At 48.0% G+C, this 14,016-nt stretch carries 10 protein-coding genes; 4 read left to right on the plus strand and 6 right to left on the minus strand.

Annotated elements, in window-relative coordinates; all coding sequences use genetic code 11:
- Position 1 precedes the first annotated feature (1 nt).
- On the minus strand, positions 2–2,437 hold the full coding sequence (locus ACM64D_RS04855; RefSeq protein WP_415062060.1) for a hypothetical protein: 2,436 nt from the start codon (positions 2,435–2,437) through the stop codon (positions 2–4).
- Between the two features lie 275 nt (positions 2,438–2,712).
- Between ACM64D_RS04855 and ACM64D_RS04860 the strand changes: the two genes are divergently transcribed.
- Positions 2,713–3,657: a methylenetetrahydrofolate reductase gene (locus ACM64D_RS04860; RefSeq protein ID WP_415062061.1), complete on the plus strand. Its 945-nt coding sequence runs from the start codon at positions 2,713–2,715 to the stop codon at positions 3,655–3,657.
- A gap of 23 nt (positions 3,658–3,680) precedes the next feature.
- Positions 3,681–7,274 (plus strand): methionine synthase, encoded by a 3,594-nt coding sequence (gene metH / locus ACM64D_RS04865; protein WP_415062062.1) that lies wholly within the window; start codon positions 3,681–3,683, stop codon positions 7,272–7,274.
- Here the strand turns inward: metH and ACM64D_RS04870 are convergent, their stop codons facing one another.
- The 3 genes from ACM64D_RS04870 to ACM64D_RS04880 all read right to left on the minus strand — a co-directional run bounded on the left by ACM64D_RS04870 (position 7,275) and on the right by ACM64D_RS04880 (position 11,015).
- Positions 7,275–7,739, minus strand: a complete 465-nt coding sequence (locus ACM64D_RS04870) for a hypothetical protein (protein WP_415062063.1) — start codon at positions 7,737–7,739, stop codon at positions 7,275–7,277.
- 175 nt (positions 7,740–7,914) lie between these two features.
- The gene (locus ACM64D_RS04875) at positions 7,915–10,476 is read right to left on the minus strand and encodes a beta strand repeat-containing protein (protein WP_415062064.1); all 2,562 of its coding nucleotides are present in this window, start codon (positions 10,474–10,476) and stop codon (positions 7,915–7,917) included.
- A 116-nt stretch (positions 10,477–10,592) separates the two neighbouring features.
- On the minus strand, positions 10,593–11,015 hold the full coding sequence (locus ACM64D_RS04880) for a PPC domain-containing DNA-binding protein (protein WP_415062065.1): 423 nt from the start codon (positions 11,013–11,015) through the stop codon (positions 10,593–10,595).
- Positions 11,016–11,176: 161 nt separating this feature from the next.
- On the opposite strand from ACM64D_RS04880, the gene cysK reads away from it, so the two are divergent.
- Both cysK and ACM64D_RS04890 read left to right on the plus strand, forming a co-directional pair.
- Positions 11,177–12,166: a cysteine synthase A gene (cysK, locus tag ACM64D_RS04885; protein ID WP_415062066.1), complete on the plus strand. Its 990-nt coding sequence runs from the start codon at positions 11,177–11,179 to the stop codon at positions 12,164–12,166.
- Between the two features lie 5 nt (positions 12,167–12,171).
- The gene (locus tag ACM64D_RS04890) at positions 12,172–12,921 is read left to right on the plus strand and encodes an endonuclease/exonuclease/phosphatase family protein (RefSeq protein ID WP_415062067.1); all 750 of its coding nucleotides are present in this window, start codon (positions 12,172–12,174) and stop codon (positions 12,919–12,921) included.
- Here the strand turns inward: ACM64D_RS04890 and ACM64D_RS04895 are convergent.
- Together ACM64D_RS04895 and ACM64D_RS04900 are read right to left on the minus strand one after the other, a co-directional pair.
- On the minus strand, positions 12,918–13,433 hold the full coding sequence (locus ACM64D_RS04895) for a hypothetical protein (RefSeq protein WP_415062068.1): 516 nt from the start codon (positions 13,431–13,433) through the stop codon (positions 12,918–12,920). The two genes, ACM64D_RS04890 and ACM64D_RS04895, sit on opposite strands and share 4 nt — an antisense overlap.
- Positions 13,434–13,481: 48 nt before the next feature.
- Complete coding sequence (locus ACM64D_RS04900) at positions 13,482–14,012, minus strand: hypothetical protein (protein ID WP_415062069.1); 531 nt, start codon at positions 14,010–14,012, stop codon at positions 13,482–13,484.
- Positions 14,013–14,016 lie beyond the last annotated feature (4 nt).

Genomic DNA, 14,016 nt, shown 5'->3' on the forward strand with positions numbered 1-14,016 from the left:
TCTAGAACGGGAGTTTGGAGGGGGTGAAGAATTTTGTGGAGAAGATCCAGGGGTTTTGATTGAAGAACTCTGTCATGCCGGGGCTTTGGGGGGTGATCTTTGAGAGTTCGATCAGGGCGGCAATGCTGATCTTCTCATTTCCTAAGAGGCGCTCTGCTTGTTCGTTTTTAAGTTGTTGCTGACGGCGAAGTTCTTCGACGCGTTCGCCGAGGTCGATGTTTCCTTTTGTGCTTGCTTTAGGTGGGAGCTCTAGCTGTCGACCTAAAGAATCGCAATGAGCCTTGTAAATCTTAAGCGCTTCGGAATGGCAGAGGGGATCCTTGGTAAATTGTCCCGCTGCGAATTCTTTGTAAAGATCCTGATGGCCACGCAAAGCTAAGTGCAAGCGGGGATTCTGCTTTAATAAGTACTGTAAGAAGATATTGGAGAAGAGTTCATCCCGCTGTTCGAGATTGGAGATAGACTTTACGAACTCCACAAATTCTAAAGCGAAGGAAGGTTCCATTAAGGTTGTGTTCTCGGGCATGGTGGAGATCATTTCGCGGAGGAGGCGAACTTTGATGGGGCTTGTGCCGCTGACTAAGAGAGCGGGGAGATATGTCCTGCGATAAGAGATGTCTTGGTTAAGGAAATTGCCGTTCGTTGATGCCAGAAGGGTTTTAATTGTGGCAAGGTCGGAATTTCTTTTGAAAGTCCACTTCTGGAAAATCCCCTTAACCAACCCATTCTGAAGCTGTGGCAAAAGACGTAATATCCCGCGCTCACTTTGGAGCAAGTCTGCCCACAAAAGATCATGGTCAGTGATGACCCAAGAGTTTGTTTTCAAAAACCAATTTTTCTGCAAATCAGGAATGAGGCGGAAGGTGCTATTGATAAATTGAAGGCTCAACGCCTCAAACCGCCGACTCATCCCCTGATTCTCTTTAAACTTAAACAAATGCTCCGGATTCAACCAAAGCCTTTCCCCCTGAACTTCTCCCATCAAAAGCCCAGGGAGCTTAGAAACCTTCACGGATTCCAAAATCGAAAGCAGCTCTTTTTCCGCAAGATCACTTTCAAAGGCAAATAGGAACTCTTTCGTAAAGAGCTCCACTTCCTCATCTGCAGAAAGAAGTCCGCGGGCTAAAGCCCATTCGCTGTGCAAAGCCATCAATACTTGGCTGGCGTTTTTATCGCCCGCAAAACGACGTTGGAACAAGTTGCGAAGATGCTCTGCTGTTTGTTGAGCGCTCATCTTCATGCCAAGATCTTTCAGAATCTGATACTCCGCCAAAGACCAAGCGCCGTCAAAAGCATCGCGTTGAGATTGGCGCAACTCCACACTGAGAACGCTGACAACTTGACGGAAGTCCTCGGGGGTTAGGCGTCCCAGAAGAGATCTTACGAATCCCTCAGGGGCCTTTTCTGAATTAAGAACCAAAAGTCGAAGAACATCGCCACGCTGAGCCTTCAGCGCAGGGTGTGTGATCGCTAATTCAATGCACTCACTGCAAAACGCCAATTCAGAAGCCTGAGGAATCAACAAAGAAAGTGTCTTTTGAAGCTGATCCATGGCCAACAACTGCCCCGAAGACTGGGATCGCGTGAGTCTATTAAGATAGTCTTTTTGCAAAACAGCCAGGCTTTCGCCGGCAAAGAACTGGTGACGATTCAGCGTTTCCAGAGTTTCATTTAAGACACTAAAAGGTGAACTTTGAATCAGCTCTAAAACAAAGGTCTTTTCAAGTTGAAGCTCTTGAGCAAAGACCGCCCTTGCTGAAGTCGCAAAAAGCTGTGAGTCCACCAGGGAAAGTCTTAAAAGCTTTTCCTTGCTCTTTGCCAGAGAAGGCTTTTCCTCCAGCAGCTTCAACATCAGATCCTTGATTTCATGAGTTAAAGTAGTCTCTTGTTTAAGAGCCAGATCCAAGAAGTGAAGGTCTTCAAATAGACTGTCTGAAGACTTGATATAGTTGGCACGCAAAAGGTCCAAGGCCGTGAGATATTGTCGTTCTTCAATTTTTCCGTAGATTTCAGTCTTTCTTGTGTTAACCGCATCTTGCAATGCCTTAAAGATAGAGGCCTTCGTCTTTGCCGCCAATTCCATAGGCGTGACTTCCGAGTTTTTGCCAGGCTTTAAAGGCAGTGCGCCCTTTGCTAAAAGTTGCTCCACCGCTTTAAGATTCGACTTGTGTACAGCCACCTCAAGAAGAGTTGAGCCATCCTTTTGATGTTCGTTAACCTGTTCAGGGTGCAGGGTAGACAGATGCTTATCAAAGACTATCATATCGTCCACAAGAAGAGCTTCCAGTGCCGTCTGAGGTTCGTGGTGGAACTTTTCTACGACCACGGTTGGCGGCGTTTCGACCTTGTTCGAGTCCTTCTTGAAAGAACAGCCGCTAAGCAGCATAAAGCTACAAAGAGTGAGGCTGTTAAATAAAGAAGAAGGCCGTAATAGCATCAGTAGAGTGTCCTTTTGTGAGGATCTAAAGCAAAACTCTGGCCAGTTTATAAACAATAGAATGGTGCTTCATAAACTAAACCTTATGCAGTTGACAATATTTGTAAGCCAATTTTGGTATTCAACGTCTTACTTGGGATTTCAAAGAGGGGGTGTCTCATTTTGGGGCAGTCTTTGGGAGAACTGCTTTTGAACAAATACTCTAAGAAGTCTCAGTCTCGAATCAGACCTTAAAACACTTGCTATATCCCTCATTCAGCTTTAGTTCTATTAAAATGAGAGTCATTGAGCACATCGAAAAAGCATCATCGTCATTGTTCAGTTTTGAAATCGTTCCTCCACCGCGAGGAAGATCTGTGAAAGATATTATCGAAGTGGTGGAGGCCCTGGTGCCTCTGAATCCGGCGTGGATTGATGTGACTTCGCACAGTTCAACGACCTACTTCCAAGAAAAAATCGATGGCACTATTCAAAAGAGAACCCTGAAGAAAAGACCTGGAACGCTGGGGATCTGTGGCATTATCCAAAATCGTTTCCGTATTGATACTGTAGCTCATATTTTATGTCTGGGGTTCACGCGTGAAGAAACAGAAGACGCGTTGATTGAGCTGAACTTTCTGGGAATCGAAAATGTCTTGGCCCTGCGCGGGGACACGCCGAATGTGCAAAAGGCCCTGCGCGCGGATCGCACGATCAATCAATACGCCTCTGATTTGGTGGGACAGATCAAAGATCTTAAAGAGGGTAAGTTCCTCGACGAACTGGATCGCGCCGACAAATTGGATTTCTGTGTCGGGGTTGCTGGTTATCCCGAAAAACACTTCGAAGCCGCTTGTCTGAAGTCTGACATTCAAAGTGCCAAACGCAAAGTCGAGGCCGGGGCTGACTACATCGTGACCCAAATGTTTTTTGATAATGAGAAGTATTTTAAGTATGTCGAACAATGCCGAGAGGCCGGTATCACTGTCCCTATTATTCCAGGAATTAAAATTCTGAAATCTGCCAATCAACTAAGATCCATTCCTAAAAACTTCTATATCGATCTTCCTGAGGAACTTGTTGAGGACGTAGAAAAAAATCCTCATCATGCTGAAGAGATTGGTAAACGCTGGTGTCAAAAACAGGTCGAAGGGCTTTTGAACTATGGTGTTCCCAGTGTTCATTTTTACGTCTTAAATGACGTGCATTCGATTGTTGATATTGTTCGTAAAGTTAAATAGCTCTTGTTGGTAGGAAAAATTCCATGAAAAAGTCAGCACTCCTCGTTGAGTTGGAACGTGTTCTGCAAAATAAACTACTCATTTTAGATGGGGCGATGGGGACCATGGTTCAGCTTCACAAATTAGGTGAAGCCGACTATCGGGGCGAAAGATTTAAAAATCATCCCAAGGATCTCAAAGGCAATAATGATCTGCTTGTTTTGACTAAGCCTGAGGTCATCTATGCAATTCACCAACAATACCTCGAAGCCGGCGCCGATATTATCGAGACAAATACCTTTAATGGAACCTCGATTGCCCAAGCGGACTATGAGCTTTCCCATCTTGCATATGAATTGAATGTCGAAGCTGCGAAGCTAGCGAAAAAGGCCTGCCTGGACTATGAAAAGAAAACGGGAAAAAAAACCTATGTGGCCGGGGCCGTGGGGCCGACGAACAGAACGGCCTCTCTCAGTCCTGACGTGAACAATCCGGGCTACCGGGCGGTGACCTTCGATCAACTTAAAGAGGCTTACAAAGAACAAGTGAAGGGTCTTCTGGATGGGGGCACGGATATTCTGTTGCCAGAAACCACCTTTGACACTTTGAACTTGAAAGCGGCCTTGTTTGCCATCTCTGAAGTGGAAGAGGAGCGGGGGCAAAAACTCCCCTTGATGCTTTCCGTGACAATTACGGATCTTTCCGGGCGAACTCTTTCCGGTCAGACAGTAGAGGCCTTTTGGAATTCCGTTCGTCACTCGAAGCCCTTAAGTGTCGGCATTAACTGCGCCTTGGGAGCTAAGGAAATGCACCCATACATTCGCGAATTGGCGCGAGTGTCTGATTGTTATATTTCTTGTTATCCCAATGCGGGCCTTCCGAATCCCTTAAGTCCGACAGGTTATGATGAAACGCCAGAGTCTTTGGCCTATCAACTGGGGCTGATGGCGGAAGAGGGGATTGTTAATATCGTGGGTGGATGTTGCGGAACAACGCCGTCGCATATCAAGGTCATCGCAGACTCTTTAAAAAATCAAAAGCCCCACGAGCGGCCTAACCATAGAAATCAAGGAATGAAGTTAAGTGGACTTGAACCCTACAATCTTTCTTGGGATCAGGTTCGTAATTTCGTCATGATCGGGGAAAGAACCAATGTCACCGGATCGCCGAAGTTCGCAAAGCTGATTAAGGAAGATCGTTATGATGAGGCGATCTCGGTAGCCCGCAGTCAGGTTGAAAACGGCGCTAATATCATCGATATCAACTTTGACGAGGGCATGATTGATGGCCCGCAAGCTATGACTCGCTTTTTAAATCTTATTGGGGCTGAACCTGACGTGGCGAAGGTGCCCGTGATGATTGACTCCTCTAAGTGGGAAGTCTTGGAGGCCGGATTAAAGTGTCTTCAGGGTAAACCCATCGTGAACTCAATCTCCCTCAAAGAAGGCGAAGAGGAGTTCTTGCGCCATGCGCGCCTCATTCAAAGATATGGGGCCGCAGTGGTGGTGATGGCCTTTGATGAAAAAGGTCAGGCGGTCAGCCGCGAGGACAAGGTTCGCATCTGCGAAAGAGCCTATAAACTTTTGACTGAGAAGCTTGATTTTGACCCTGCGGATATTGTCTTTGACGCCAATATCCTGACAGTCGCAACCGGGATGGAAGAGCACAACAACTATGCCGTGGATTTTATCGAAGCCGTGGCTGAGATTAAAAAGCGCTGCCCAGGAGTTTATACTTCCGGAGGCGTATCTAATTTGAGTTTTAGCTTCCGCGGGAATAATAAAGTTCGTGAGTCCATGCACGCGGTTTTCTTGTATCACGCCATCCGTGCGGGCTTGGATATGGGAATTGTCAACGCCGGGATGTTGGAAGTTTATGAAGAGATCGAACCGTCCCTTCGGCAACTGGTCGAAGACGTGATCTTAAATAAATCTGAACACGCTGCAGAGAACCTTTTGGCCGTCGCTGAAAAATACAAATCTGAAAAAGGCGAAGAAAAAACTTCAACACAGGATGATTGGCGCAAACTTCCTCTGCAAGAGCGAATCACTCATGCGTTGGTGAAGGGGATCGACACTCATATCGTTGAAGATACTGAGGAAGCTCGTCAACAATTTGGACGTCCGTTGAACGTGATCGAAGGCCCCTTGATGGAGGGGATGAAGGTCGTGGGAGGACTGTTCGGAGAAGGAAAAATGTTTCTTCCCCAAGTTGTTAAAAGTGCGCGAGTGATGAAAAAAGCGGTCGCCTACCTTGAACCTTTTATGGAAGAAGAGAAAAATGCGAAGACAGGCCTGCAGAGTCAAGGCACGTTTGTGATCGCAACCGTAAAAGGGGATGTTCACGATATCGGAAAAAACATCGTTTCGGTTGTTCTGGCTTGTAACGGCTATAAGGTGGTGGATCTTGGGGTCATGACTCCGGTTCAGCAGATCATCAAAGCGGCTTTGGAGCATCAGGCGGATGTTATTGGTCTAAGTGGTTTGATCACGCCATCTTTGGATGAAATGATTTTTGACCTTAATGAATTTCAAAGAGAAGGATTTAAAGTCCCTGTTCTTATTGGGGGAGCAACAACAAGCAAGGTTCATACAGCAGTGAAGTTAGACCCTCATTATGAAGGGGTGGTGGCTCATGTGGCGGATGCGTCGTTGGTTGTTGAGGTTTGCAATAAGCTTTTAAGCCCCAACTCGAAGGTCACTTATGCTGCGGAGGCAAAACAAAAGAATAAATCCCTGCGTGAAAACTATCTGCAATCTTTAAATCCAGCAGATTCTCTCAGTCTAGCAGAAGCTCGTCAGAAAAAGTTTAAGTGTGACTGGTCCTCTGTGGATATTGCGAAGCCTTCTCGCCAGGGGGTCTTCGAGGTTCCTGTTTCGGTGGCGGATATCGTGGATTACATCGACTGGAGTCCTTTTTTCTGGGCGTGGGAGTTAAAGGGAACCTTCCCTAAGATCTTGGACTCGGAAAAATATGGATCGGAAGCAAAGAAGCTTTTTGCGGATGCGCAGGCCATGTTGAAGCGAATTATCCAAGAGGATCGAGTAAAGCCTAAAGCCATCGTCGGCGTTTTCCCAGCTCAGTCTCAAGAAGATGAGGTTCGAGTTTTCTCGGAAGCTGGAGAAGAAGTGGAGACGCTGCGCTTTGATCGTCAAACGCGAAAGAAGGTTGCTAACAACGACATCTATTACTGCTTGGCGGACTTTATTGCTCCGGCCGAAGCGCAAAGAAAAGATCATATTGGATTTTTCGTTGTCACCGCAGGACACGAGGTGGAGATTCTGGCGCATGAGTTTGAAAAAGAGCATGACGACTATTCTTCGATCTTGGTGAAGGCCATTGGGGATCGAATCGCAGAGGCATTGGCGGAGTACACGCACAAACACATGCGCTCGATTTTTGGGATTCAAGAAAGTCTTTCCAATGAAGATTTGATCGCAGAAAAATACCGGGGAATTCGGCCGGCGCCTGGTTACCCCGCTTGCCCGGATCATAGTGAAAAGAAAAAAATCTGGAAGTTACTGAGCGTGGAAGAGCGAATTGGCGTGGTCTTGACCGAAAATTTCGCCATGAATCCGCCCTCCAGTGTTTCAGGATACTACTTCATGCATCCCGACGCGAAGTATTTTGCAATTTAATTAAAAGCGAATTCGAACGCCGATGCCGACATCGAGATCGACATCGGTCTTAGGCACCACATCTAGCGCCAGGGCCAATTCGCCAAAAATTTCAATGTTGGGATTGTGGAAGTTATAAAGAAGTCCTAAGGGAGCGCGCATGCCAATTGCGGTGTCGCCATCGTATTTTCCCTTGTTGATGCTAATAAGTCGGGCTCCCAAACCATAATAGAGTTCAAGAGGTCCTTCGCTGGTTGCAAAACTGCGAGCCCGATCCCACAGGTAAGTCGCGTGGATATGCAAACCTTCATAGTAGCTAGATGAATAAGCCAGGGCCCCTTCGAGAGAGTGTTTATTATCAAGACCCAGGCGCCCGGAAACTCCCGTAGGGTCACCGATGACGACTCCCAGCGCGGCATCGGCGCGGGCGGTATCCATTAAGAGCATAGATGCAAGCAAAGCAAAAAGTGGTAAGAGTTTTCTCATGAAGTTCTCCTTCACTTCATGATTATGCCAAGGGGATTCCTTGATGCCATAGATTATTGTGGAGTGTTTCAAAGCGATTGTGATCTGTCAAAAGACTGCACAGAAAATTTAAAATTTGATGTGAATTATTACGAATTAGCGATTGTAGAAATAGCGAAATATGTGACGAAGACTTTTATGGAGTCAGGGGGCCGAGTCGAGTTCCCACAGGGCTCCAAGTGAGGTAGCTATTTCCCAGGGCTGAAGATCCCGCAGCACCACCAGCGCCTCCGGCAGTGATCCCCCAAGCATCTCCGGCCGTATTGAAGGCACTGCCTCCAGGTGAGCCAGCCTGTCCCAAGGCTCCGCCAATGCCGCCAGCACCACCACTGCGTAGTCCAGAGCCATCGGCACCTGGAGCGCCTCCCGAACCGGGAGTGAGCGTACCACTTCCGCCAGCGGCACTGGGATAGAAGTCACAGTTAACGCCGCTTCCGCCACTGCTGCTGGAGACTCCGGCGCCACCACCACCACCGCCGCCGCCAGCGACGGTTCCGTTGTTGATGACAGTTGTTGCTGTTGTGGCTTGTAAAGCGGGGCCACCATTGCCTCCGGGATAACCGGCCCCAGTCCAGGAACTTCCGGAGCCTCCGTTGCCGCCTCTGCCGATGATAGAGCCGTTATTGATGATTTCTAATTGCGAACCCCCAGGCCATCCGCTGCCAGTGGTGAAGGCGGGTGTTGCCGTCGATGATGAGCTGATAGTGACGCCCGCATTGATAATGACTCGATAGTTGACGCCCAGAGTGGGGGACCCCATGGCCGTGTACATATTGAAGTTGTTGGTGTTGGCGCTGATTGTGTACTCGATCCAATCTAGCACAGTGATGGTGCTGGTGCCGACGTTACCAAGACTGTCAGTCACTTGCACGACAGATGTCGTGGCCGTGCTGGGAGCGGTGTAGGTGGTACCAGAGAAAGAACCTCCACCAGAAATAAGATTGTAGCTGTACGGTGGGACTCCTCCCGAGGCGGTGACATCTTGATTTTTATTAATGGCCGTCGTGGTTGTTGAGGGCGAAAGAGTTAAGGCAGCGTTGACTGTGACATTCACAGTTCTGGTGTTACCCAGTTGATCCGTGACTCGAAGAATCGCGTTGCCGTTAGAACCCGGAGTATATACTTGGGTGCCGGAATCAATGGCTCCAGGTCCGCTGTCTATCGAGAAATTTAAAGGAGAAACGCCCCCCGTCGTCGATAGTGTTACGGTATTGTTTGCGGCAATCGTGGAATGATTCGCAGAAAAAGTGAGAGCGTCGAGAATGGTGATGGTGTCTGTTGCGGTATTTCCGAGAGAGTCTGTGACTAAGATCGTGGCGTTCCCGGGTGTTCCGGGGGGAGTGTAAAGTCCCGTCGAACTGTTCACGCCGCCGCCTCCACTAGAGACCGAATAGACGTACGGAGCGACTCCTCCTGACGCAACAAAGACCGCCGTGTTTTCTGTCGTCATCGACGGAGTTGTTGTCGAAATCGCCAAAGCAGGATTGATGGTGACGGTGGCGGAACTTTGATTGTTAAGACTGTCGGTGATTCGAACAACCGTGGTCCCGGAATTTCCGGGAGCGGTGAAGAGGCCACTGGAGCTGTCAACACTGCCGCCACCACTGAGGATGTCAAAAGTGAAAGGCCCCACGCCTCCGGTATTTGAAAAAGTGAAGGTGTTATTCACAGCCAATGTTTTACTGCTAGGAGTGATTTGTAAGGATGGATTCACGGTGACTTCAGAGTCCGAAGTGTTGCTGGCAGCATCGGTGACTCTGACTGTGATTGTTCCCGAAGCTGTGGTTGTCAGTTGCCCGGTGGAGGAGTCTATCGCGCCCAGTCCGGAGCCGCTCGTGATACTATATACATACGGAGGTGGACCCGAGGATGCGCTGAAGGTAAAACTGTTTCCACTGGCAAGAGTGACGCTGGCAGAAGAAATAGAAACACCTTGATTCACGGTTACGGCGGCAAGCGCGGTATTTCCCAGACTGTCCGTCACCTCGATATGAGACAAGGTTGCCAAAGCGGGCGCCGTATAGGCCCCCGTCGTCGTTAGAACCGAACCACCTCCTAAAACCAGCGCATAAGAATAAGGAGGTACTCCATTGACACCGTTCAGAGTGATGTTTTGTTTGGTCCACAGGGTTGAAGCGGCCGGAGTGACGGTCAGTGCCGGGGTGGTGGTGATCGAAGTTTGAGAGATATTCCCCGCGGCATCGCGAACTTGAATGACGGTCGTACCAGAGTTTGAAGGCGTAAACATCCCCGAAGAGTTCACATGGCCATCTCCGGAGATCAAAGAAAACTCGTAGGGTTCAATGCCCCCTTGAGGTGATAGTTGTGTCGTGTTGGCAACGGAAATTGTCGCGTGTGTGGCATTCAAATTCAGAGTGTCTTTAACATGCAGAATGTAGTCATAAGTAAGGCCTAAAGAATCGCGAATACGAATCGTCACGTCACCAGCGGTTGCAGGCGCGGTGAAGGAACCGGATTTATCGATTGAGCCTCCGCCGGAGATGACTTCGTAAGAGTAAGGGCCTTTTCCTCCTGACGGAGTTAACGTGCGTGTGTCATTGACAATAATGGAGTCGCTGGGAAGGTTTTTATTAGGCCCTAAAGCAATTCGGGAATAGAGATCAAGACCTGCGGTAATATTTCCGCAGCCCAAGGTAAAGACAAGAAGGACGCTCCAGAGGTGTCTTAGACCATACATATGCATACTCTTCGTCAAGGATTGAAGAAGAGTAAAGCCATTTGAGGAGGGTTTTGTTTAAATCTTCGCTGAGTCTCATTGTGAGTCGCGAGCATTTAAAAAAATAAATAAAAAACCTATTTGGCTCGGATAACAAGTTCCTTATAACCAGTATGGCCGTCGATCTCGCGATGAAAGAGCAGTTCTGAATTTTCTAGGAGAACGATTTCGGCTGTGGTGAAGATCTCCGAGCCATCCATAAGGTGCCCGCCAATCACTCGGCCCTCAAAATTACTCAGGGAGATATGCAGATGCACGCCCTCAGTTCCCAAGGTTCCTGTCAAAGAAACAATCTCAAAAGGTCCCTGAAACTCCACGACATCTTTGCCCCCTGACAATCGAATATGAGCCTTATTAAGGCTTCCCACCGCACTCAGAATGCAAGCGGCATGGAGGTGATGCATCTGGCAATAATACGTAAGCTCTTTTTTTAGGTCCTGCCCAGGTCTCAGACGGAAACAGTGACTTAGAACAGAGCTGGTATAAGGTTGAGTTCCCACAAAGACCTCCTTTGGTTGACAGAAATAGAACACAGTTTTCCTAAACTAAAACTTTAATAGCATCCCCATTGGGAGTAGTATTAAAAAAGGCCTTTCTTATTGAGGGCCGTTGAACGTATGAGCTGAGACTCGGGACCCCAAAAAAGAAATAGGCATCTTCTATGAGAACATATTCTGATATCACAAAGACGATTGGTCAAACTCCGTTAGTTGAAATGCAAAGAGTCGGAAAAGGGCTCCCGGGAAAGCTTTTGTTAAAATTGGAATTTTTTAACCCTCTGAGTTCTGTAAAAGATCGTATCGGGCTTGCGATGATCGAAGAAGCCGAGCGCTCTGGGAAGTTAATGCCGAGCATGGAGATCATTGAGCCGACAAGCGGAAATACCGGCATTGCCCTTGCTTTTGTCGCCGCAGCTAAAGGATATAAACTGACTTTGACGATGCCAGAAACGATGTCGCAAGAACGTCGGACTTTGTTGTTGCTATTGGGAGCAAAGATTGTTTTGACTCCGGGGCCTCTGGGGATGAAAGGGGCCATCGCCAAAGCCCTGGAGCTGCATGAAAAAACTCCGCAGAGCTGGATGCCCAGTCAGTTTGACAACAAAGCCAATCCGGCCATTCATAAAGAGACAACGGCTTTAGAGATTTGGAATGATACCGATGGCAATGTCGATATGGTCATTAGCGGTGTTGGCACGTCTGGAACAATCACAGGAGTCGGTCAGGTTTTAAAATCTAAAAAACCCAGTGTGAAGATGATTGCGGTCGAACCTGTCGAAAGCCCTGTTCTTTCGGGAGGTAAACCCGGCCCTCATAAAATCCAAGGCATCGGCCCGGGGTTTGTTCCTTCGGTCATGGATCGTTCCGTCGTCGATGGTGTTGAACAGATCTCATCGGAGGAGTCTTTGCAAACGGCCCGAGAAGTTATTAAGAGCGAGGGGATTCCCGTGGGGATCTCTTCGGGGGCCGCCATCGCGGCAGGTCTTCGTCAGGCGGCCAAAGAGGAAAATCGCGGAAAGTGGATCGTGGTTATTGTGCCGAGCAGTAGTGAACGTTATTTGTCTACCTTACTGGCAGAACAAGAGCGCCAAGAGGCTCTCGCTTTACCGGTGGCCGCAGTTGATGAAAGTTATTTAAATAGATTGAAGTAGAATTTATGGTTCCATATATCGTGCCCACAAAAGAAAAAGTGCTGTTGAAGATCGGCGAGGGAGACGAGTCTCCGGTCGTGATCCCTACAGAATTTGACATCTTTGTGTGGAACGTATTTAAGGGACAAAAAGCGCATATCTTTGAAAAGGATTTTCGCAGTCTCGGCGAAGGGAAAGATTTCATTTTACTTCAAGAAGCAACCGTTGATCAGCGCATGCCCAAGATTTGGAAAGAAGATTTTTCGTCCTACGAGTGGCATTTGGCGCAAAGTTTTCATTATAAAAAAGATCTGACCAGCACCGGCGTGGCAATCGGTTCAAAACTTCGCCCCGAGTCCGTGGATTTTATTCGTGCGAAAACCCGGGAGCTTTTTTGGTTAACACCAAAATTAACCTTATTCAGTGAATACGACTTTGCCGGGAAAAAAGTTTTATTCGTCTGCACGCACGTATTAAATTTTGTGACCCTAGGCGCCTTCACGGAATCTCTCTACGAGATTGCGCAAAAAATATCGACCTTCAACGGTCCGATCGTTTTAGCCGGGGACTTCAACACCTGGAACTTTAAGCGTTACATGATTATGAAAAGCATCTTTCGCGAACTGGGCCTTGAGCACGTCGACTTGGAAGATGACGGACGTATTTTAAAGCTGGATCACGTTTTTGTGCGTGGTTTTGATGTGGTTCGAGCGCGCGTTCATCACTCGGTGATAAGTTCAGATCACTTTCCTTTAGAAATCCGTCTTAAACTTTAAGGAGCCTGTTGTTGGCGGGCCCACTTCCAAAGACCATCGGGAGAAAGCCCCGGAGTGCCCTCTAAGGCCCAATAGTTTTTAGGCCAGACCTTCTTATTAAAACTCATCGGATGAGTCGGGATGTTTAAAAGCTTTGCAATCAGCTCTGTGCAATACAAAGCTTCATCACTCCAAGAATACCAAAAATCAAAAGGCCGTCCCATGTAGGGAGTGATTTGAGAAAGTTTAATTTTTTGGGGAATTTCAATCACATCCGCGATCACGCCTCGCTCTTGCAGTTGCTCCCAGGAAATAAGGGCGACGCCTTCACCGGGGTAGCTGTTCAGCCACTGGTCGCCCAGTTCATCAAATTGAATCGCCGTGTGAGCAAAACGTCCTCCGGGTTCGTACTGAACCAGTTCACCGCGCTGATTGTAGAGTTCTAAAAAAGCGATACGGGTCTTTGCAAACGCTGCAGAACTCAAAGAGGTGAGAAATACAAAAAACAATAGAAGGACGTGGCCATTTTTCATGGGCTTTTCTTACGTCCAAATGACGGGGAAGGCAAGGTTCGTTCGGACTTACTTGCGTAAAGAAGTGTGTGAAAACCACAAGTGAGGGGATTTTACATAGGTCACAAGTTCACCCCCCAGGGCCGCCCCGAAAAACCACAAAAGGCCCGTCTCGAAGTTGACCTCATGACTGACCAACGAAAAGCCTCCTAAGGAAATAAGGGCCAAAGAAGCAATGCTCAGGCCGCGCGAACGCAGGATGAGATTCCACTCATCGTGAGTCAGAAATAGACGGGCCAGTAAAACGGTCGTTGCCAAATACAGTGCTCCACAAAAACTCATACAAAAGGTGGGACTGATTTTCATGAAGTAGTGCATAAGTCCTTCGCCGTCAAAAAAGAGGCGAACACCGAATTGAGAACACGCCATGAGTGTAAGAAAAGAGCTTCCAAGGTGGGCCAGGCCAAGCCCGCGTGCAGCCGTCCAAGGCGACGGAAGTTCTTTCTCAAGCTGAGTCTGAATTCTGTTGAGAACAGCGGCGGAGGCCTTGGGGGAAGGGTCACTGGCAAAAGACTCAAAATCTTTTTTAATATCTTTCATCGTG

The organism is Bdellovibrio sp. (assembly GCF_047637665.1).
Classification (GTDB): domain Bacteria; phylum Bdellovibrionota; class Bdellovibrionia; order Bdellovibrionales; family Bdellovibrionaceae; genus Bdellovibrio.

Coding starts and splice junctions, on each gene's coding strand:
- ACM64D_RS04855 (WP_415062060.1), bottom strand. CDS start 2,437: ATGCTATTACGGCCTTCTTCTTTATTTAACAGCCTCACTCTTTGTAGC.
- ACM64D_RS04860 (WP_415062061.1), top strand. CDS start 2,713: ATGAGAGTCATTGAGCACATCGAAAAAGCATCATCGTCATTGTTCAGT.
- metH (WP_415062062.1), top strand. CDS start 3,681: ATGAAAAAGTCAGCACTCCTCGTTGAGTTGGAACGTGTTCTGCAAAAT.
- ACM64D_RS04870 (WP_415062063.1), bottom strand. CDS start 7,739: ATGAGAAAACTCTTACCACTTTTTGCTTTGCTTGCATCTATGCTCTTA.
- ACM64D_RS04875 (WP_415062064.1), bottom strand. CDS start 10,476: ATGTATGGTCTAAGACACCTCTGGAGCGTCCTTCTTGTCTTTACCTTG.
- cysK (WP_415062066.1), top strand. CDS start 11,177: ATGAGAACATATTCTGATATCACAAAGACGATTGGTCAAACTCCGTTA.
- ACM64D_RS04890 (WP_415062067.1), top strand. CDS start 12,172: ATGGTTCCATATATCGTGCCCACAAAAGAAAAAGTGCTGTTGAAGATC.
- ACM64D_RS04895 (WP_415062068.1), bottom strand. CDS start 13,433: ATGAAAAATGGCCACGTCCTTCTATTGTTTTTTGTATTTCTCACCTCT.
- ACM64D_RS04900 (WP_415062069.1), bottom strand. CDS start 14,012: ATGAAAGATATTAAAAAAGATTTTGAGTCTTTTGCCAGTGACCCTTCC.